Origin of the sequence: Pseudomonas sp. p106 (assembly GCF_003936645.1) — a bacterium.
In the GTDB taxonomy this organism is placed as follows: domain Bacteria; phylum Pseudomonadota; class Gammaproteobacteria; order Pseudomonadales; family Pseudomonadaceae; genus Aquipseudomonas; species Aquipseudomonas putida_E.
Window position 1 is genome coordinate 39,533 of the sequence record NZ_RHQR01000028.1, and the last position, 18,402, is coordinate 57,934.

Sequence of the window (18,402 nt, forward strand, 5' to 3'; positions counted from 1 at the left end):
ACGGCCTTTGTCCGCGCACTGATGGCGCGTTACGGGCTAGGCGCGGCCAGTGCCGATAACGTGATCACCAATATCGATACAGTCAGCGAAACGGGCGTGTACATGGTCACCGGCACCACCGCCGGCATTAAGCCTACCTATCCTGCAGGCTTAGGTGTCGGCGCCATTGCCAACGCCACGCTTTTCCACATGGAGCGCTGGAGTAGCAACATGGCTACTCAAATTTGGGATTCCCTGGTCAACACGAATACCCCGATTGCATTCATCCGCACGCGTAATTCGAATGGCGTATGGTCGGAGTGGGGGCAGCTTTGGACAAGCCTGAATACGCCAAAGCAAACAAATGCTTCCGATATTACGGCGGGAGCGATGTTGACAGTCGGGTCGTTTGGCGCCGGCTCCGCCATTGTCACCACTGAAGTGGATATGAACAGTTTTCAAGTTCCGGGTAACTACCTGACTGCCGCTTCGGGACTATTGAACCTGCCAGCGGGTTGGAATGCGGCCCAACGTCACTGCATGGTGGTCGATGGGCTTGGCGCTTCTGGTCACTTGGTACAGACCTTGAGTGCAGGGCTTGCCGGCGGCGATGTTAAGCAAGCTATTCGCACTTTAACCTCGGGGAAAACTTGGACCGATTGGGAAGAAGTCACTACCAGCCGTCATGGACCTTTTCGCGGGACGCAGACCTATAAGACCGCCGGAGTCTTCACCTGGACAGTTCCGGCGGGCGCTAAAAAAGCCTGGGTAACAGTCATTGGTGGCGGTGGCGGCGGTGGCTTTTCGCCCTCTGCTGGGATTGGTTCGGCGGGTGGCGGCGGTGGCGGTATGTCTCAGCGCCTTGTAGACCTGTCGGGCGTCACGTCGGTGGCAGTTACGGTTGGCGCTGGCGGAGCGGGTGCTACCGAGTCCGGCAGCCAGGGTGGAACAGGCGGCACTTCGTCCTTTGGTGCGTACCTGTCTGCAACTGGTGGTGTAGGGGGCGCAGGGAATAGCGGGACGGCGAATGCTGGGGGGACTGGGGGCCTTGGTTTTGGTGGCGATTTCAATACCACGCTTGGCCCTGGATTCTCGAACTACGGCACCCAAGGTGGTACTGGCGGGGGGCCAGGCGTTCGCGCAAGGCAAGCTCCGGGCGTTGGTGGCGCGGCCGCTGGTCCTGGGGGGGGGGGTTCTGGTGCTTATACCGGTTATGCCGGTGGTGCTGGGGCTGCTGGGCAAGTAATTATTCAGTGGTGATGACTATGTGGGCACTTGTGCAAGAAGGGATCGTAATTGAAACGACGGATGTTGACCCGGAGGGGCGCTATCATCCTGATCTTCAATGGCGCGCCTGCAGTGAGCAGGTAAAGCCAGGATGGCTGTACGTGCATGCCGCGTTTTCCGAGAGGGTCGAAAGCGAGGAGGAGCGCCGTGCAGCCGAGCGGCAATGGCGAGATGTCGAGCTCGCGGCGCGGCAATGGATCCGTGAGCGGCACCGAGACGAGCAGGACCTTGGGCGCCCAACCACGCTCAGCAATGAGCAATTCACCGAGCTGCTGGCCTATCTGCAGGCGCTGCGTGACTGGCCTCAGGCTGAAGCATTTCCTGACTCGGCATATCGTCCGGTCGCGCCTGGCTGGATCGCAGAACAACACCTGTAAAAGCGGCCGCTACAACCCTCTCAGCTCGCTGAACCCCCGCGCGCGCGGCAGCCTGTGCAGTGTCATTCCACTGCACAGGCATCAAACATGGCCGACGAATACCATCACGGCGTGCGCGTCCTCGAAATCAACGAGGGCACCCGCCCAATCCGCACCGTTTCCACCGCGATCGTCGGCATGGTCTGCACTGCAGACGACGCCGACCCGATCGCATTCCCACTCAATACCCCTGTCCTGCTCACCAGCGTGCAGAGTGCAATTGCCAAGGCTGGCAAGACCGGCACCTTGGCGGCCAGCCTCCAGGCCATTGCCGACCAAACCCAGCCAGTCACCGTTGTGGTGCGGGTTGCAGCCGGCGAAACCGATGCCGAGACAACCAGCAACATCATCGGCGGTACCGACGAAAACGGTAAGTACACCGGCATGAAGGCCCTGCTGGCCGCGAAAGGTCGCCTCAAGGTCACCCCGCGCATCCTGGGCGTTCCAGGTCTGGACTCGCAACCGGTGGCCACCGCTCTGGTCACCATTGCACAGCAGCTGCGTGCGTTCGCCTACGTCAGTGCCGCAGGCTGCAAAACCAAGGAAGAGGCCACGGCCTACCGCGAGAACTTCGGCGCCCGGGAAGTTATGGTCATCTGGCCAGACTTCGAATACTGGAATACCGAAACGGACGCGACCGGCACCGCTCCGGCCGTAGCGCGTGCGCTGGGCCTGCGCGCCAAGATCGATCAGGACACCGGCTGGCACAAAACGCTGTCCAACGTCCCGGTCAACGGCGTGACTGGCATCAGCGCCGACGTGTTCTGGGACCTGCAGAACCCAGCGACCGATGCCAACTACCTGAACGGCAACGAGGTCACCACCCTCATCAACGCCGATGGCTACCGCTTCTGGGGCAGCCGCACCTGCAGCGCCGACCCGCTCTTCGCCTTCGAGAACTACACCCGCACCGCCCAGGTATTGGCCGACACCATGGCCGAAGCGCACATGTGGGCCATGGACAAGCCCATGCACCCATCGCTGGTCCGGGACATGATCGAAGGTATCAACGCCAAGTTCCGCGAACTGATCTCCGGTGGTTACCTGATCGGCGGCGAAGCCTGGTACGACGAGGAAGCCAATACGGAGGCCACCCTCAAGGCCGGGAAACTGTTCATCGATTACGACTACACCCCGGTACCGCCGCTGGAGGACCTGAACTTCCGCCAGCGCATCACCGACCGTTACCTGGCGGACTTCGCCAGCCGCATCAATAGCTGACGGAGGCCAGCACAATGGCACTGCCACGCAAACTCAAAAACCTGAACACCTTCCATGATGGCGTGAGCTACATGGGCATCACCAAGTCAGTCACGCTGCCCGTACTCGGGCGAAAGATGGAGGCCTACCGCGGCGCCGGTATGAATGGCCCTGTGAAAGCCGACCTCGGCTTCTCTGACGACGGCCTGCAGCTGGAGTGGAAGATCGGCGGCGTTGACGACCAGGTCATCAAACAGTTCGCCAACCAGAGCGCCTCGGGCCTGATGATTCGCTTCTCAGGGTCCTATCAGCGAGACGACACCGCAGCGGTAAGCACCGTGGAAGTCGTAGTTCGTGGCCGTCACGAAACCATCGACATGGGTGAAGCCGTATCCGGCGAGGACACCGAGCACACCATCACCACCACCTGTAGCTACTACAAGCTGACCATTGACGGCTCCGTCCTGGTTGAAATCGACCTCCTGAACTTCATCGAAAACGTCAACGGCGTCGACATGCTGGCCGCCCAGCGCCGCGCCATTGGCCTTTGACCTATAACCGCAAGGACCGAACACCTATGAGCACTGAAAAAGCCACCGTCACCGTAGAAGCAACCCCGCTGGTTCAGGACGAAAATGCCGTCGAGCTGGACACCCCAGTCAAGCGTGGCGAGTCCACCCTGAGCACCATCACCCTGCGAAAACCCTCCTCGGGCGAGCTGCGCGGCATTCAGCTCGCGGATCTGCTGCAAATGGACGTTGGCGCGCTGATCAAGCTGGTACCACGCATTAGCCCGCTCACCGAAGCCGAAGTCCGCGCCATGGACCCGGCCGACCTGGTAGCCGTCGGCGTGAAGGTCACAGGTTTTTTGCTGCAGAAGCGGACGAAGACGGACGCATCCCTCGTTGCGTAGACGATGCCATGGCCGACCTGGCCGTGGTGTTTCACTGGACCCCGGCCGACATGGACCGACTGGGCGTCCAAGAGCTGATGGAATGGCGCGAGCGAGCGCGTGTAAGGAGTAGCGGCGATGGCAAATGATCTACGGCTGAGGGTGCTGCTGGACGCCGTGGACAAAGCCACCGCTCCGCTGCGCCAGATCAACCAGGGCGGGCAGGATACCGCCCGTTCGCTCAAGGAAACCCGCGAGCGCCTCAAGGAATTGAACGCCCAGCAAAAGGACGTGAGCGCCTGGCGGCAGCAGCATGCCCAGGCTAGGGAAACGGCCAAGGCTCTGGACGAGGCGCGGGCCAAGGTCAAGGAAATGGGCCGGGCGATGTCCACGGTGGACGCCCCGACCAAGCAGATGACGGCCGAGTTTCAGGCGGCCATACGTGCCACCAATGCACTCAAGCAGCAGACAAAGGACGAACAGGAGGCGCTTCGGGGCCTCCAGCGCCGGCTCAGTGAGGCCGGTATCGACACCCGTAAGCTCAACCAGCACAACGCGGCACTGCGCCAGGAAATGGCGCAGACCAATCACACCATCGAGCAGCAGGAAACCAGGCTCAAGCAGCTGGCTGCCGCGCAGCGCAAGGCTGCCCAGGCCAAAGCTCGGCTGGAGAAGGTCCAGGACAGGGCCGGCAAAATGGCAGGTGCAGGGGCAGCAGGTATCGCGGGCGGCGTCGGCGCCGGCATGGCTGGTGCTGCGCTGATTGCCCCTCAGCTGGAAGTCACCCATCAGGCCTCGATGATCGCGGCACAGTCCGGTGAATCGCCAGAGCGCGCCACCCAGTATGTGGACATCATCCGCAACATTCGCACGGACGGCCAAAGCACCGACGTGGCCGAGATCGGCGAAGCCGTGGCAGCGGCCAAGAGCACGCTGGGGGCTTTGGGTGACGTAGGTGACAAGGAACTGGATGCTGCAGCGCGACGTGCCCTGGATCTCTCGCAGATCATGGGTATCGACGTGGCAGAAAGCATCCAGATGGTCGGCATCCTGATGAAGAACGGCCTGGCTGGCAGCAGCGAACAAGCTTTCGACCTGGTCGCCGCTGGCATGCAGAAAGTTTCGACGCAGATGCGCGGCGAAATCCCCGAAATTCTGCACGAATATTCCACTCACTTCCGTGGTATGGGGTTTAGCGGCGAAGAGGCCATGAGCCTTCTGGTGAACATGGCCAAGCAGGGCAAGTTCGCCCTGGACAAGACCGGGGACGCCATCAAGGAGTTCTCCATCCGTGGTTCTGACATGTCCAAGTCCAGCCAGGAAGCCTACGCCTCGATCGGCCTGAATGCCGGGAAGATGTCTGCCGCCATCGCCAAAGGTGGTACCGATGCGCGCCAGGCCCTCACGAAGACAGCCAACGCCCTGCTGGGCATCAAAAACCCGGCAGAGCGGGCCAACGCTGCCATTGCGCTGTTCGGCACGCCCGTTGAGGACCTCGCTGTCGATCAGATCCCCGACTTCCTGAAAGCCTTGGCCGGCGGTACCGCCAGCTTGGGCGACATCACCGGGGCGGCGGACAAGATGGGCAAGACCTTCCGGGACAACCTGGGCGGTGACCTGGACAAGCTTACTGGCACCTGGGGCGCGCTGATCGGCGCACTTGTCGATGGAGAGAGCGGGCCGCTGCGCGAGCTGGTGCAAACCGTCACTGAAATCGTCGGTGCTGCAAAGACCTGGATCAGCGCCAACCCCGAACTGGCGGCCGGCATCGCAAAAGGCGCTGCGGCCGTCGCCGTGCTGGTGGCTGGCATGGGCGCCCTGACGCTTGGCCTGGCCAGCGTGCTGGGCCCGTTTGCCCTGGCCCAGTACGGCATGTCGCTGTTCGCGCTCAAGGGCGCCACGGTGCTACCAGTGGTCGGCAAGCTTATCGGTGTGCTTTCCGGTGGCCTGCTAGGGGCAATTCGTACTGTATCGATCGCTTTGTGGGGGCTGGCCGCTAATCCGGTGGTGCTGGCCATCGCAGCAGCCATCGCTGTGATTGCCGGTGCGGCTTACTTGATCTACCAAAACTGGGACCAGGTGAAGGCCTACTTCGCCAGTGCGTGGGCTGAGATCAAGGCAGGGTTCAGTGGCGGCATCACCGGTATCCTCACGGTGCTGGCCAATTTCAGCCCGATCGGCCTGGTGTATCAGGCGTTCTCTGCTGTCCTTAACTACCTGGGCGTAGAAATGCCGACGCGCTTCACCGAGTTCGGCGGCATGATCATCAATGGCTTAATTGGTGGCCTGACAGCGGGCCTCGGCCTGGTCAAAGACACCATCACCAGCCTCGGCGACTCCACGATCGGATGGTTCAAAGAGAAGCTAGGCATCCACAGCCCATCGCGGGTGTTTGCTGAGCTGGGCGGTTTCACCACCGAAGGCCTCGCCATGGGCGTCGATGCCGGTGCGAAAGCCCCGATCGACGCTGTGGCTCGCATGGGCCAAGACCTGACCAAAGCTGGACAATTCGATCTCGTAGCGACCGCGCCCGAGATCGAGGCTGGCAAGGCGCTCGCGAACAGCTCCAGCAGCCTTAGCGCGCAATTGAGCCAGGCCGGGCTCGCAGCGCCTGAGCCTGACCAAACCACCAGTACCGAGATAGCCGCCCTAAACCAGCAGTTAGCGAAGTCTGGGCGAATCGACTTGAAAACGGTCGCTCCAGAAGTCGCCGAGGCCAAGGCTGCACCGGCCAAAGCGATGAGCCTAAGCCAGCAACTGGCACAAGCCCAGCTGGAACGGCCAGAGTCGTTGTCAGCGCCTCAAGCGGTCATCCCAACCGAAGCGAAGACCCTGAACCAGCAGCTGGCACAAGCCCAGCCGAAACGGCGCGAGTCGTTTCCTGCGCCTCAAGCGGTCATCCCAACCGAAGCAAAGACCCTGTCTAAGCAGGTGGCGCAGACCCGAATCGGTCAACCAGACATCAAAACTGTCGCACCCCAGCTGAGCACCGGTAAGGCGCTGGCCACCGACACGGCCCCCGGCATCAGCCTGGACAACCGGTCGCCGGTCGCTGCAGCGGCGCCGAGCGTGAACGACAGCCACGATGTCATCCACATCAACATCCACCCTGCCCCGGGCATGGATGGACAGGCCATTGCCCGTGCCGTCAGCGCGGAACTTGACCGCCGCAACCGGGAAAAATCCGCTCGCCAGCGAAGCCGTCTTTCTGACCAGGAGTAACCAGCATGATGCTCGCCTTGGGCATGTTCGTTTTCAGCATGCACACCCTCGCCTACCAGGAACTGCAACGCCAGACCGATTGGCGATACGCCAGCAGTAACCGTGTCGGTGCTCCGCCGGCACGGCAGTTCGTCGGCCGTGGCGATGACAAGATCACTCTGCCCGGCGTCATCCTACCGGAGCTGGCCGGCGCCCCGGTATGCCTGGATGAGCTGCGGAGCATGGCCAATACCGGTCGCGCCTGGTCATTGGTCGACGGCACCGGGCGCATGCTCGGGCTGTACGTCATCGAAAGCCTGAGCGAGACACAGACGTTGTTCTTCGCCGATGGCAAAGCCCGGCGCATTGAGTTCAATCTGGCTCTGACCCGCATAGACGCCGGCCGCATCGATCTGCTCGGCAGTGTGGCGAGCAGCGACGTCAGTCTGCTGAGGGCACTGGTGTGACTGATGAGGAATTGCGCGTCGTAGCGTACATGCGGGATGTCCAGAACGAGATGCAGCGGGACAACAGCAACTCGTTGCCGGCCTTCCGCCTGACCGTCAACGGCAAGGACATCGCCAAGAGCATCAACCCCCGGCTGTCCAGCCTCCAGCTCACCGACAACCGTGGCCTTGAGGCTGATCAGTTGAGCCTGAGTCTCACGGACGACGACGGCTTGCTGGAGATTCCGCCCCGGGGCGCCGTGTTGAAGCTGTGGCTGGGCTGGAGCGATACAGGCCTGGTCTATAAGGGCTCATTCACCGTTGACGAAACTGAGCACAGCGGCACGCCCGACATGCTGAACATCCGCGCTCGATCGGCAGATCTGCGCAACGGCCTGAAGACCAAGCGCGAGCGCAGCTGGAACACCACCACCCTCGGCCAGATCCTGAGCGACATCGCCAGCGCGAACGACCTCAAAACCAACATCGCGGCTGCAGTTGCTGCGCGTGCTGTTGCGCACCTGGACCAGGCCAACGAGTCCGATGCCAACATCCTCACCCGGCTTGGCGAGATGCACGACGCGGTTATCTCGGTGAAAGCCGGCTGCCTGGTCTGCCTGGCGGCAGGCGGGGGTAAGACCGCAGGCGGCAGCGCTCTACCCCACATCACCCTAACCAGGCGCGACGGTGATGGTCATCGGTTCCTGCAGGCCGATCGGGACAGTTACGACGGAGTGAAGGCCTATTACTACGACGTGGGCAGCACCAAAAAGCAGGAGGCGATTGCCGGTGGTGGCGACAAGGTTAAGGACCTGAGGCACACCTACAGCGATCGCGATTCCGCTCTACGGGCCGCACGATCGGAGCTAAACCGCCTGCAGCGAGGTAGTGCCACGCTGAGCTACAACTTGGCTAAAGGCCGAGCAGATTTGATCCCAGAGCTGACCTACAGCCTGCGAGGGATCAAAGGCGAGATCGATGCCATTGTCTGGTACGGCGGCAACGTGCAGCACAGCCTCACGGCCGATGGTGGCTTCACCACCAGCCTGGAGCTGGAGAGCAAATTGCCAGAGGACTCTGTCGATGGGCTGTATGACGAGCCGAAAGACGGTGCCTACACCGGTGTGGTGGCGTTCTACAGGGACAAGGCGACAGGCAAGGAAACCTCTGTCGTAGCCGGCGACGCAACGAAGCCCAAGCGCATCAAGCGGGTGTACGACAGCAAGGAGGCAGCGCAAAAGGCGGCAGATCGGGAATGGAAGAAGCTCCAGGAGAAAAATTCCTGACCAAAAAGAAACCCGGCAAGTTGCCGGGTTTCTTCTACCGCTCCGTTACTCAGTCGACTGCGAAAGCACCTCCAACAACCTCATCAAGTCTTCTTTTCCCTGCTCATCCAGGTCGCGCAGAAGTTCGATAAAGAGGCGTTCCAACTGGGTAAGGTTTTCCATCATAGGTACTCCATTTCCATAAGACATATGCGGCATCGGAGATACCGCACACAACCAAATGGAAAGTCGAAGAACCCTCCAATTTCACCCTTGGACTATATAGGGGCAGCCATAAACCAGGTGCCCATCATGTCTGTTGGCTTGACGCTCAACTTGACCTGTCCATAGGTTTGATCGCTCCCTTTCAGCATGTCGGGAAGCTTCTTGAATACTTCGCGATAATCCGCATCCGGCGCAGCTGCAGCGAGGGCCGCACTGGCGATCAGCATAATTTCGATCCCCGACAAAGGCTTGCCATCACCGGCGCCGATCAGGGTCACGTCAACCAGTTCGCCTGTCTCCTTCGACACAGCCGCAATCAGTGACGTGTAAGGGCCTAGGCTAGTTTTCAGAATGTCCTGGACTTCGCCTTTGGTAATTTCATTTGGATCAACTCGGTATGGCTTCTCATACTTTTCCAGCAATGGGTTAATGCGCTTCGCATAGACAGCCGGTGTCATTCCCAAAGTTTTTAGTTCAACTTTGGCGGCAGTGGCATGTTGCTCCGTAACGGGCGGGACCTTCGCCTGCTCTGGTGCCTTGTTTTCCACAATCCCCGTTGAGACTGCAATTCCGGCAACGACCACCGCCATAAAACAACATGCGAAGCTGCCGGCTACCTGCCTGGTCAACCAGCCACTGCCGCGTTTCTTCATACGCCCCGCAAGCCACCACCAGGTGCCCGCGCCCACGCCGAGGCACAAGACCCCAACCAAGTCATCCATACATCATCCTCGACAATCCACCGGCCCCCATGGCCGGCAACAGCAATCCTTTCAACTGATGAAGATCAGCTGTTTCTCACTTCCACGAGTTCGCCTTTACGAAGGCTTGGGCTGTGCGACCCAGGACAGCCTTATCGCTATCCGTCATACCCCTAAGCATGACCACAAACTCCGCCTCTTCGGCGGAAAGGCTGTCTGCAGCCTGCGGCGACGGCGCACCGGTCAACACATAAAGAACATCCACGCCCGCACCGGCAGCCAAGTTCAAGAGTGCGGCGCCTGCCTCGCGGGTTCCGCCTTCATAGCTGGCCAATGTCCGCTTGGACACCCCAACCAGGGCTGCCATTTGGTCCTGGGTCAGATCAAGCCGTTTGCGTTCGGCTTGCAGACGCGCACCGATTTCCTCAAGAAGATGCACAAACGTTCCTTTTCCATATTTACAAATGAACAAATGTGCATCATCCTTCGCGTACCACTACACGAAATTGCACGATTGCCACTATGCACGCCACCCCCGTAACCGAGCAAGCATGCGAGAGAGCCCGAGAACGCTTGGAAAAGCAGGGCATCTCCGTAAAAGAGTTCGCCCTCAAGCATGGGCTGCACCCAAGCACCGTCTATGCGGTTCTCCTCGGGCAGAAGAAATGCCTTCGTGGAGAAGCGCACCGAGCCGCTGTACTGCTCGGCATCAAGCGCCTGCCCAAATCCAGCAAGCCCAAAAACTAGCCCCCCTGGCCCAAGGAAGAAACCAGAACATGAAGACCACCGTTCTAGAAAGCCTGCGCCAGGTTGTTAGCGCCGTTGTGTGTGCCTATCCAGGAGGTCGGGATAGCGCCGCCGAGCGCCTTGGCTACCAGCTGAAGCAGTTCGATAACCGCGCATACGAGAACGCCGGCAGCCGCCCGCTGAGCTATGAGCAGATCCACCTGCTTGAGCAAGACGCCAAGACCACTCACCTGCCGGAGTTCATAGCCCGTCTTTACGGGGGCATGTTCGTCCCACTGTCCAAAACCGAGGACCTGGACAACGTTGAGCTGTTCCAGCGCTCACTGAGAACCGATGCAAAGCTCGGCCATATTGACCAGCTGATCGCTTCCGCGATCGAGGATGGTGTCATCGAGGCATGCGAGGCGATGACCATCATTCAGGCCCTCACTCGTTATTTCGCCGCTCGTACCGCTGAGGTGACTGCCACCATTCAGCTTTACAGCGCCGCGAATGTCAGGGGGTCAATGTGAGCAGCGCCTACAAGCTCGTATGCCCCCACTGCAGCAGCAAGATGCGAATCCGCACCAGCGAAGGCACACATATTTTCCTGCGCATTGCCTATCTGCAGTGCGTGAACGAGGCCTGTGGCTGGTCCGTGCGTGCCCAGTTCGAAATGACCCATGAGATGAGCCCGAGCGGCATGCCGAACCCTTCTGTTCGCTTGCCTGTGGCCCCTGTCGCCCTCCGGCGCCAAGCCATGAAGTCTGCTGCAACTGATGATCAACCCGACCTGCTGGACCAGTTGGACATGGAGGAAGCACTCGCATGAACGCCGTTGCCCTGACCACCAACCACGAAACCGACTACCGGGCCGCTATGCAGCAGGCCGCCGTGGCTTACCTGTTCCGCCGCGAAGGCCTGCACTTGTCTGGCGATCACCAGGTATTGCAGAGCTGCAGCCACTACCTGTCGCACTCATTGGAAGTGCCGGCGCACCTGGTGCAGCGGATTGCCGAGCTGGCCGTCGCCGAATTCGAAAGCAAGACCACCAAGCGCCTGCGGATGATCGGCGTCTGTGCATCCAGCGGGATCTTTCGGCCGAGCCTGATCTTGTTGGACACGGTTACACAGCACCGATACCAGGTGCCGGCACGCTATCTGCCGCGCCGCATGCTTCACCACCGCAACAACTGAAACACACCGAATAAACCCCTTCCCGATGCCCCGCTCTGCGTGGGTAAGGGGAAACTGCATTCCACTGGTGGCAGAAATGAGCAAGATCACCCTCAAAATCGAGCTGGACGAGCAGCAGGCTAAGCACTACCTGCAATGGCTCAGCAGCCAGTACAACCTCACCATGGCCGATGTCTGGTACTCCGATCGGTACCGCCACGTGCCAGCCGGTGAGCGCGGGCCGAAGGTTCTCGCAGACATTCCCCACTTGCTGGGCATTTGCCGCACTCGCAAAGAGCTGGAAAAGCACGTTGGCCCGGTAGTGGAGCGTGCGCTGTGACCACGACCCACCCAATGAAAGACCGCCTGCGCACTGATGTGCTGCAGCGCCTGGAGCGTGATTTCGGCCTCAAGCACATGCCCGGCACCAAGTTCATGCGCAAGGGCAAATGCCCTGCGCATGGCTGTGGCCAGAAAACTCTCTACACCTACCACGACGCCCCATGGATGCTGATCTGCGGCAGGCCTGAGAAGTGCAACCACCGTGTGCATGTCAAGGACCTGTACGACGACTTGTTCAACGACTGGAGCGAATTGGCCCCTTCGACCGAAAGCGATCCGGCTGCCACAGCCCGCGCTTACCTGGAGTTCAATCGAGGCTTCCGGGAAGAGTTGATCAAAGGGTGGTACGCCCAGGACAACTACTACGACCACAAGCTCAAGATCGGCAGCGCAACTGTGCGCTTCCCGCTGGAGAAAGGCGGTTACTGGGAGCGCCTGATCGACCGGCCAAACCGGTTTGGCAAAATGAAAGCTCGCTTCCAACCGACCGGCGAAGGCCGCGCAGGCTACAGCGGCGTCTGGTGGTGCTCCCCTGCACTGGATCTGCTCGAAGTCGACGAGCTGTGGATCGTGGAAGGGATCTTCGACGCCATCGCGCTGATGCACAACGGCATTGCTGCCGTTTCCATGATGTCGAGCGCGCCACTACCCACCGAGTCGCTCAAGGCCCTGCTGCGCAGTTGCCAGGAGGCAGACAAACGACCGCCGAAACTGATCTGGGCCCTAGACAATGAACCCGTAGCCAAGAAAAACACCCGGCGCTGGGCGAAAGAAGCCCGGGAAATGGGTTTCAAGTGCGAGGCTGCGCTCGTTCCACAGCCTGACGGCCGAAAGGTCGACTGGAATGACTTGCACCTGCGCTGGAATTTCCTGGAAGACGATCAGCGCGCTGGCCAGGTCGCGAGCGACCTCAAGCAGGCCCGTCATGAGGGAGCCTTGCTGCTCGCCGAAACTGCCGAGGAAAAGGGCCTGCTGATGTACGACTGGCAGCCCCGCGGGGAGTTTTCCTTCTCGTTCAAGAACCGGCTCTATTGGTTCAAGTTCGACCTGGAGAAGTTCGACCGACGGATGCGGGAAATGGACTCTTCCGAGAGCCAGGAAGACCAGTTGCTCAACGATCGCCAGCGGCGAGACAAGGCGATGCGCGAGTGTGGGGCGGTAGTCCGCATTGCGAACTGCTACTTCCAGGCTCTGTACAACATGCGCAACGAGCAGACCGACGAGGCCTGGTACTACTTCCGCATTGAGCGGCCTGGAATGCCGGCGACCAAGAGCACATTCACGGCTGCACAGTTATCGTCGGCGCCGGAGTTCAAGAAGCGCCTGCTGAATGTCTCAAACGGCGGGATGTTCACCGGCAGCGCACTGCAACTGGAGCGCATGCTGGAGCCTCAGCTGGACTGCCTGAAGCGGGTCAACACCATTGACTGGATCGGGTACACCAGGGAGCACGGAGTCTACGTGTTCAACGACCTGGCGATCGCCAACGGCAAGGTCCACCACCTGAACGATGAGGACTTTTTCGACGTTGGCCAACTGAGCATCAAATCCCAGAGCCAGTCGCCGACCCTGGTCGTCAACACTGACCTGGCCGAATACCACGCTGGCTGGTTCGACACCTTCTGGAAGTGCTTCGGCGTGCGTGGTGTGGTCGTCCTGGTCTGGTGGCTTGGCTCGCTACATGCCGAGCAGATCCGCCAGCTGCAGAAGTCCTTTTGCTTCTTCGAGCTGGTCGGTGAAGCCGGCGCTGGTAAGACCACGCTGGTGGAGTTCCTGTGGAAGCTGGTCGGCCGGACCGAATATGAAGGCTTCGACCCGTCCAAGGCCACACCGGCCAGCCGAGCGCGAAACTTTGCCCAGGTGGCCAATCTGCCGGTAGTCCTGATCGAGTCCGAGCGCGAGCAGAAAGACGGCGCGCCGGTGAAGCACTTCGACTGGGACGAAATCAAGACCGCATACAACGGGCGATCGGTTCGCTCGACCGGTGTGAAGAACAACGGCAACGAGACCCGCGAGCCGCCCTTCCGCGCTGCTGTGTTGATCGCACAGAACAACGCGGTCAACGCCTCTGAGCCAATCCTGCAGCGGATCGCTCACTGCATGCTGACCCGTGAGCACCAGACCCCGGAGACCAAGCTGCTGGCCGAAGAGCTGGAGCGTATGCCGATGGAAAAGGTGAGCGGCTTCATCATCAAGGCGCTGCAGAAAGAGGCCGAGATCATCCGTCTTCTCGAAGAGCAGACCGGTACCTATGAGCAAGAGCTGCTCGCCCGTCCCGGAATTCGCACCGTTCGGATCGCGAAGAACCACGCCCAATTGCGCAGCCTGGTCGACGGCCTGGCCCTGGTCGTTCCGCTCAACGATGAACGCAAGGCCCTGGTGCACCAGGAGATCACCCGAATGGCGGAAGAACGCCAACAGGCCATCAACGCAGATCACCCGACTGTGCGTGAATTCTGGGACCTGTACGACTTCCTCAATGGCGACGACGACAACGGCGGGCTGAACCACTCGCGCAAAGACAACCTGATCGCCGTCAACCTCAACGAATTCGTTGAGAAAGCCGTGAACAAGAGGCAGCAGGTGCCACCCATCAGCGACCTCAAGCGGCTGCTCAAAACCAGCAAGTCCCCAAAGTTCATCGAGTCGAACAAACCGGTCAACTCCGGCCGACAACCCGACGCTTTCAACACCAGCCGCACCGTTCGGTGCTGGATCTTCCAGCCCTAATCAAGGAGACACCATGCTAATTCACGTACTGATGGGCAATGCCGGAGGCTGCGGACAGAGCCAGCTGCAGCAAGAGCGGGACCGACTGGCCCAGGCCGGCAAGGACCACTCCATCGTCAACGCTGGGGCCTATGCCGGCGACGGCTTGCTTTCAATCCTGGAAGTGCGATTCAACGCAGGGCAGCAAGACATCTTGGTCGACGACTGCACCAGGTCGCAGATCCTTGAGGTCCTGGCCTGGCAGAGCTGTGTGGAAGACGACGACAGGTTCGACGACCTGGTTGTCCACCTCGCCCGCCGCAACTGAATTCGCAAGAAGTGGTGCCAAGGAGTTGCAGCTCCCCGGCACCAACCACCCCAAGGAGAAACGACATGCAAGTAGAAACCCCCGAAGTTGGCGCCAAGAAGGCTATCACAGGGACGCGCCCAAGGCTGGCCAGCCACTCGTTAGACCTGCCCAACCACTGCGACATCTGCAATAAGGCCCGTTCTACAAGGAAGCACCAGCGTTGCAGCCAAATCCGCCAGCAACGGAAATCTGTCGAGTGGGAAGCCTACATGGGTAACGTCGAAGCCAAGAAAGCACAACAAGGCCGCCAATATGCACGTTAACCAAACCGGCTCCCGCGACCTAGTCATCAGCGTTCGTCTCAGCGCCGGCACCTACACCGCTCGGGCACGCGGCGAGAAGGCCACCGCCAGAAGCACCATCAGCGCCGATGCAGCGGCACGCGCCTTGGCCAGCAAGCTCGGGGCCCACATGACACAGCCAGATTTGTTCGCAGCCAACAGCTGCAGCACCGACTCACACGTCCAATTCACCGCACAGCGCATCGAGTGAGAGAAATCCAAGATGGCTGATCGTGACGAACAGACCAAGAATTTCAGCCCTGAGATTCTGGTCACCACCCTCCAGGCCCTGCCGCTATGATCCAGCAACACCCACCCAGCACTGTCCTCACATTCCAGGACTTGCAGCGGCTGACCGGTTATAGCCGCCGCTCTGGCGTGGAGGGTGCCCTGCGAAAGCAGGGTATCCGCTGGTTCTGGGGCCGGCATGGTCCCTGGACCACCATTGACTTGGTCAACCAGGCCGGCGGCAATACGCCGACCAACGAGAAATATGACAGCGAGATCCTATGAGGCGGACCCGTAAACACAACCCGCACATCCCCGCCCACATTGATCAGGCCGCCATTCCGGCGGCCGTTTTTTTTGACCATCGGTGGGATGGCGTCTGGTACACCTCTTGGCGCGATGAGGGCGGCAACCGCAAGCGGATGAACATCGCCGGTCGTACCGCAACGCTCAGCGACCTACACCGAATCATGGAGGAAAGGAAAGGCATTGATCGGGAAAGCCTGAACCACCTGTGCAAGGAGTTCCACGCCAGCGCGCAATGCAAGCGGCTGGCGAAGAAAACTCGCGAAGACTACGAATACTCCCGCGACGTGCTGTTGGCCATCCCGACCAAGCTGCAGAAGCCACTCGGCGAGCTTTCTGTCCGCAAATTCACTTCGGCCCTGGTGCAACGCCTGGTCGACCGAATCGCCGACGAGGGAACACCATCGAAGGCCGCGCACGTTCTTCGTTACCTTCGGCGGGTCATGCAGTGGGGCCGCAACCGCGGCTACTTGGAGATCAATGTTGCTCTGGGTATCGAGGCGCCGGCCGAGCGCAAACAACGCCGCCTGCCGAATCCCACGGTCATGGGAGCGCTGATCGCAAGGGCACACGCCATGGGCCAGCTCACGCGAGGCCAGCCGGGGGCATGCCCTGCATACCTGGGCTACGTGATGGAGTTGGCCTACCTGTGCCGCCTACGCGGCATCGAGGCCGTCACCCTCACCGACGCGAACGAACTGGAAGACGGAGTCCAAACGAACAGGCGAAAAGGTAGCCGCGACAACGTGGTGCGCTGGACGCCCAGGCTCCGGGCTGCCTGGGAAGGGGCTAAGGCGTACAGGCACAGCGTTTGGGCCAGCCAGGCCCACCCTGTCCCGACCGCAGCGGAGCGCCGCTTCATCATAGTGGCGGCCCATGGGGGCCAGCTGCAGAAGACCAGTCTGGACAGCACCTGGCAGCGCTTCATTACCAGGGCGATCAAAGAGGGCGTCATCACCGAGGAGCAGCGCTTCGCATTGCACGACCTCAAGCGCCGCGGCATTACCGACACCCCAGGCGATCGCAAGCAGAAGCAGGACGCCAGCGGCCACCGTGACGAAGCCATGCTCGATATCTACGACTTCAGCCTTCCCCGCGTTTCACCTTCTGCAGAATGATTGTAACGAATGCAGCAAGCTAGCCCTGGTTGCCGACTCATCGTAGGACATCTAGGGCTGCGGAATCTGACTAGCCATCTAATGGTGCTGGCGGCATGATGGCAATCAAGATCTGCATGAGGCCATCATATGATTTGCACGGAATGCGTTTATCTCATCCCCTTGAAGAAGCTGATTACTACCCAAGGTGCATTCGGGCACTGTGATTATTGCAGAAAGCCTGGAATGTGCCTGTTAGATACTGCTGTATTTGAATACATCGGAGACAGGATAAAGGAATCCTATCGCGTTATTGAGGAGCTCAGCACCCTAGAAAGAGGAATGTTCTTCCATGGATCAGATAAAATCCCAATGGTCGAATACTGGCAAATACTTCAAGATGACTTCAACATCGGCGTCGATGAATTCACAGAAAACGCCATTAATCACTTAGAAGAAGAGCTGGCCAACGATGAGCATGGGCAAGCACAGCTTTGGGCTCTTGATGACGGAAGCTTGGAAAGCAATAGCTACGAAGATGAATGGAGTAAATTCGCTTCGGATATAAATCATGGATATAGATATTTTAATGATGGAGCCAGGAGTTTCCTCGATTCATTATTCAAGTTCACCTGTGAAAACGGCAAGCTGAAAACAGAACTGATCACCACGCTTAGCGAAAGCGACGAACTCTTTAGAGCGCGGAAGATTTCCGGGGTAGATGCGTGGAAAGCGTTCGAGGACGCGCCTTGGGCGGCGCTAGGGCCAGCGCCTGCTGCAATGGCCGGTGACCAACGGATGACACCGTCCGGTATTTCGGCCATGTACTGTGCGTTAGACCGCAAGACTTGCCTTAGCGAGATCAGGTCGATAACAGGCGATACGGTAATTAGTGGCGCTTTTAAACCTGTTACGACTGTTTCTCTGCTCAACCTACGCAAGCTTGAAGAAATGGCGCGATTTGAGGAGCATCCCTTCGATATCGGATATGCACGAGCTTCCCATGCCTACGAGTTTCTAAAGCGCCTAATTTTCAAGCTATCCAAGCCTAGAAGCAGCTCTGACACTCTAGGATATCTTTCAACACAAGTTGTATTCGAATACCTCAGGATCAAATTCAAGGATCAGGTATCCGGCATAATATTTCCCTCTGTGCAAACCGGATTGAAAGGCACAAACACTGTAATCTTTCCAGAGAGAGCGCTTACCGCATCTCACGAGTACGACATCAACATGGAAGACCCTCTTGGGCATGACCCTTTTGCGCGACCCATCCCGCTATTAAAATTCAGCAAAGGATCACTGGTCGTGCATCAGATTGAGGCGGTTATAACTGAATCCAAGGATTATAATGATATTCTTGATTATGTTTACGACAACTTATGAGAATGGATACTCATTAAGCTTAACACCAGTGCGTCAAGACCCTGGCAATTGCAGCAGTCGAGGGCTTCGGACTAGCCGAGAAGCCCTCTATCCAGTTTCGTAAGTCGGCGGATTCCCGCGTACCAACAGGGCCAGAGACTGCATGACTTCTGGCTCTCCGCATACCCAG

The 18,402-nt window shown here is 59.6% G+C and carries 22 protein-coding genes and 1 pseudogene; 21 read left to right on the forward strand and 2 right to left on the reverse strand.

Going from position 1 to position 18,402, the window contains the following annotated elements:
- Positions 1–756 precede the first annotated feature (756 nt).
- From EGJ09_RS27125 to EGJ09_RS24685, 9 genes and pseudogenes are all read left to right on the forward strand, one after another.
- A pseudogene (locus EGJ09_RS27125) lies at positions 757–1,239 on the forward strand (glycine-rich domain-containing protein); the annotation flags it as partial.
- 5 nt (positions 1,240–1,244) lie between these two features.
- Positions 1,245–1,643: a phage tail assembly chaperone gene (locus tag EGJ09_RS24650; protein WP_256658460.1), complete on the forward strand. Its 399-nt coding sequence runs from the start codon at positions 1,245–1,247 to the stop codon at positions 1,641–1,643.
- A gap of 87 nt (positions 1,644–1,730) precedes the next feature.
- Entirely contained in the window at positions 1,731–2,903 is a 1,173-nt protein-coding gene (locus EGJ09_RS24655; protein WP_125924996.1) for a phage tail sheath protein, read from the forward strand.
- Positions 2,904–2,917: 14 nt separating this feature from the next.
- Positions 2,918–3,433 carry a phage major tail tube protein gene (locus EGJ09_RS24660; protein ID WP_125924997.1) on the forward strand — a complete coding sequence of 172 codons (516 nt, stop codon included), beginning with the start codon at positions 2,918–2,920 and terminating at the stop codon, positions 3,431–3,433.
- A 26-nt stretch (positions 3,434–3,459) separates the two neighbouring features.
- Complete coding sequence (locus EGJ09_RS24665; protein ID WP_125924998.1) at positions 3,460–3,795, forward strand: phage tail assembly protein; 336 nt, start codon at positions 3,460–3,462, stop codon at positions 3,793–3,795.
- Positions 3,796–3,803: 8 nt separating this feature from the next.
- Entirely contained in the window at positions 3,804–3,923 is a 120-nt protein-coding gene (locus tag EGJ09_RS24670) for a GpE family phage tail protein (RefSeq protein WP_125924999.1), read from the forward strand.
- On the forward strand, positions 3,913–6,996 hold the full coding sequence (locus tag EGJ09_RS24675) for a phage tail tape measure protein (protein ID WP_125925000.1): 3,084 nt from the start codon (positions 3,913–3,915) through the stop codon (positions 6,994–6,996). The genes EGJ09_RS24670 and EGJ09_RS24675 overlap by 11 nt, the downstream gene beginning before the upstream one ends.
- 5 nt (positions 6,997–7,001) lie before the next feature.
- A complete protein-coding gene (locus EGJ09_RS24680) occupies positions 7,002–7,442 on the forward strand; it encodes a phage tail protein (protein ID WP_125925001.1) in 441 nt (146 codons plus the stop codon).
- 29 nt (positions 7,443–7,471) lie between these two features.
- A complete protein-coding gene (locus EGJ09_RS24685; protein ID WP_125925023.1) occupies positions 7,472–8,707 on the forward strand; it encodes a phage late control D family protein in 1,236 nt (411 codons plus the stop codon).
- 257 nt (positions 8,708–8,964) lie between these two features.
- Here EGJ09_RS24685 and EGJ09_RS24690 read toward each other — a convergent pair whose 3' ends face one another.
- Together EGJ09_RS24690 and EGJ09_RS24695 are read right to left on the reverse strand one after the other, a co-directional pair.
- Entirely contained in the window at positions 8,965–9,633 is a 669-nt protein-coding gene (locus EGJ09_RS24690) for a hypothetical protein (protein ID WP_125925002.1), read from the reverse strand.
- Positions 9,634–9,709: 76 nt separating this feature from the next.
- On the reverse strand, positions 9,710–10,084 hold the full coding sequence (locus tag EGJ09_RS24695; RefSeq protein ID WP_256658461.1) for a helix-turn-helix domain-containing protein: 375 nt from the start codon (positions 10,082–10,084) through the stop codon (positions 9,710–9,712).
- Between the two features lie 50 nt (positions 10,085–10,134).
- Here EGJ09_RS24695 and EGJ09_RS24700 point away from each other — a divergent pair, with 50 nt between their 5' ends.
- The 12 genes from EGJ09_RS24700 to EGJ09_RS24755 all read left to right on the forward strand — a co-directional run bounded on the left by EGJ09_RS24700 (position 10,135) and on the right by EGJ09_RS24755 (position 18,233).
- Positions 10,135–10,359 (forward strand): DNA-binding protein, encoded by a 225-nt coding sequence (locus tag EGJ09_RS24700; RefSeq protein ID WP_125925003.1) that lies wholly within the window; start codon positions 10,135–10,137, stop codon positions 10,357–10,359.
- Positions 10,360–10,388: 29 nt separating this feature from the next.
- Positions 10,389–10,871 carry a YmfL family putative regulatory protein gene (locus EGJ09_RS24705; protein WP_125925004.1) on the forward strand — a complete coding sequence of 161 codons (483 nt, stop codon included), beginning with the start codon at positions 10,389–10,391 and terminating at the stop codon, positions 10,869–10,871.
- Complete coding sequence (locus EGJ09_RS24710) at positions 10,868–11,170, forward strand: ogr/Delta-like zinc finger family protein (protein ID WP_082423650.1); 303 nt, start codon at positions 10,868–10,870, stop codon at positions 11,168–11,170. The genes EGJ09_RS24705 and EGJ09_RS24710 overlap by 4 nt, the downstream gene beginning before the upstream one ends.
- Complete coding sequence (locus EGJ09_RS24715) at positions 11,167–11,535, forward strand: hypothetical protein (protein ID WP_125925005.1); 369 nt, start codon at positions 11,167–11,169, stop codon at positions 11,533–11,535. The genes EGJ09_RS24710 and EGJ09_RS24715 overlap by 4 nt, the downstream gene beginning before the upstream one ends.
- 76 nt (positions 11,536–11,611) lie before the next feature.
- Positions 11,612–11,854: a hypothetical protein gene (locus EGJ09_RS24720; protein WP_125925006.1), complete on the forward strand. Its 243-nt coding sequence runs from the start codon at positions 11,612–11,614 to the stop codon at positions 11,852–11,854.
- Between the two features lie 14 nt (positions 11,855–11,868).
- Positions 11,869–14,586 (forward strand): toprim domain-containing protein, encoded by a 2,718-nt coding sequence (locus EGJ09_RS24725; RefSeq protein WP_125925025.1) that lies wholly within the window; start codon positions 11,869–11,871, stop codon positions 14,584–14,586.
- Between the two features lie 13 nt (positions 14,587–14,599).
- Entirely contained in the window at positions 14,600–14,893 is a 294-nt protein-coding gene (locus tag EGJ09_RS24730) for a hypothetical protein (protein ID WP_125925007.1), read from the forward strand.
- 65 nt (positions 14,894–14,958) lie between these two features.
- The gene (locus EGJ09_RS24735) at positions 14,959–15,198 is read left to right on the forward strand and encodes a hypothetical protein (protein WP_125925008.1); all 240 of its coding nucleotides are present in this window, start codon (positions 14,959–14,961) and stop codon (positions 15,196–15,198) included.
- The gene (locus EGJ09_RS24740; protein ID WP_125925009.1) at positions 15,188–15,427 is read left to right on the forward strand and encodes a hypothetical protein; all 240 of its coding nucleotides are present in this window, start codon (positions 15,188–15,190) and stop codon (positions 15,425–15,427) included. The genes EGJ09_RS24735 and EGJ09_RS24740 overlap by 11 nt, the downstream gene beginning before the upstream one ends.
- A gap of 86 nt (positions 15,428–15,513) precedes the next feature.
- Complete coding sequence (locus EGJ09_RS24745; RefSeq protein ID WP_125925010.1) at positions 15,514–15,729, forward strand: DUF4224 domain-containing protein; 216 nt, start codon at positions 15,514–15,516, stop codon at positions 15,727–15,729.
- Positions 15,726–16,868 (forward strand): tyrosine recombinase XerC, encoded by a 1,143-nt coding sequence (gene xerC, locus EGJ09_RS24750; RefSeq protein WP_125925011.1) that lies wholly within the window; start codon positions 15,726–15,728, stop codon positions 16,866–16,868. The genes EGJ09_RS24745 and xerC overlap by 4 nt, the downstream gene beginning before the upstream one ends.
- Positions 16,869–16,997: 129 nt before the next feature.
- A complete protein-coding gene (locus EGJ09_RS24755) occupies positions 16,998–18,233 on the forward strand; it encodes an RES family NAD+ phosphorylase (protein ID WP_125925012.1) in 1,236 nt (411 codons plus the stop codon).
- Positions 18,234–18,402: the final 169 nt, after the last annotated feature.

What these genes read in the sequence shown, in the direction of transcription:
- EGJ09_RS24650 (WP_256658460.1), top strand. Translation starts at nt 1,245, where the DNA reads ATGTGGGCACTTGTGCAAGAAGGGATCGTAATTGAAACGACGGATGTT.
- EGJ09_RS24655 (WP_125924996.1), top strand. Translation starts at nt 1,731, where the DNA reads ATGGCCGACGAATACCATCACGGCGTGCGCGTCCTCGAAATCAACGAG.
- EGJ09_RS24660 (WP_125924997.1), top strand. Translation starts at nt 2,918, where the DNA reads ATGGCACTGCCACGCAAACTCAAAAACCTGAACACCTTCCATGATGGC.
- EGJ09_RS24665 (WP_125924998.1), top strand. Translation starts at nt 3,460, where the DNA reads ATGAGCACTGAAAAAGCCACCGTCACCGTAGAAGCAACCCCGCTGGTT.
- EGJ09_RS24670 (WP_125924999.1), top strand. Translation starts at nt 3,804, where the DNA reads ATGGCCGACCTGGCCGTGGTGTTTCACTGGACCCCGGCCGACATGGAC.
- EGJ09_RS24675 (WP_125925000.1), top strand. Translation starts at nt 3,913, where the DNA reads ATGGCAAATGATCTACGGCTGAGGGTGCTGCTGGACGCCGTGGACAAA.
- EGJ09_RS24680 (WP_125925001.1), top strand. Translation starts at nt 7,002, where the DNA reads ATGATGCTCGCCTTGGGCATGTTCGTTTTCAGCATGCACACCCTCGCC.
- EGJ09_RS24685 (WP_125925023.1), top strand. Translation starts at nt 7,472, where the DNA reads ATGCGGGATGTCCAGAACGAGATGCAGCGGGACAACAGCAACTCGTTG.
- EGJ09_RS24690 (WP_125925002.1), bottom strand. Translation starts at nt 9,633, where the DNA reads ATGGATGACTTGGTTGGGGTCTTGTGCCTCGGCGTGGGCGCGGGCACC.
- EGJ09_RS24700 (WP_125925003.1), top strand. Translation starts at nt 10,135, where the DNA reads ATGCACGCCACCCCCGTAACCGAGCAAGCATGCGAGAGAGCCCGAGAA.
- EGJ09_RS24705 (WP_125925004.1), top strand. Translation starts at nt 10,389, where the DNA reads ATGAAGACCACCGTTCTAGAAAGCCTGCGCCAGGTTGTTAGCGCCGTT.
- EGJ09_RS24715 (WP_125925005.1), top strand. Translation starts at nt 11,167, where the DNA reads ATGAACGCCGTTGCCCTGACCACCAACCACGAAACCGACTACCGGGCC.
- EGJ09_RS24720 (WP_125925006.1), top strand. Translation starts at nt 11,612, where the DNA reads ATGAGCAAGATCACCCTCAAAATCGAGCTGGACGAGCAGCAGGCTAAG.
- EGJ09_RS24725 (WP_125925025.1), top strand. Translation starts at nt 11,869, where the DNA reads ATGAAAGACCGCCTGCGCACTGATGTGCTGCAGCGCCTGGAGCGTGAT.
- EGJ09_RS24730 (WP_125925007.1), top strand. Translation starts at nt 14,600, where the DNA reads ATGCTAATTCACGTACTGATGGGCAATGCCGGAGGCTGCGGACAGAGC.
- EGJ09_RS24735 (WP_125925008.1), top strand. Translation starts at nt 14,959, where the DNA reads ATGCAAGTAGAAACCCCCGAAGTTGGCGCCAAGAAGGCTATCACAGGG.
- EGJ09_RS24740 (WP_125925009.1), top strand. Translation starts at nt 15,188, where the DNA reads ATGCACGTTAACCAAACCGGCTCCCGCGACCTAGTCATCAGCGTTCGT.
- EGJ09_RS24745 (WP_125925010.1), top strand. Translation starts at nt 15,514, where the DNA reads ATGATCCAGCAACACCCACCCAGCACTGTCCTCACATTCCAGGACTTG.
- xerC (WP_125925011.1), top strand. Translation starts at nt 15,726, where the DNA reads ATGAGGCGGACCCGTAAACACAACCCGCACATCCCCGCCCACATTGAT.
- EGJ09_RS24755 (WP_125925012.1), top strand. Translation starts at nt 16,998, where the DNA reads ATGATTTGCACGGAATGCGTTTATCTCATCCCCTTGAAGAAGCTGATT.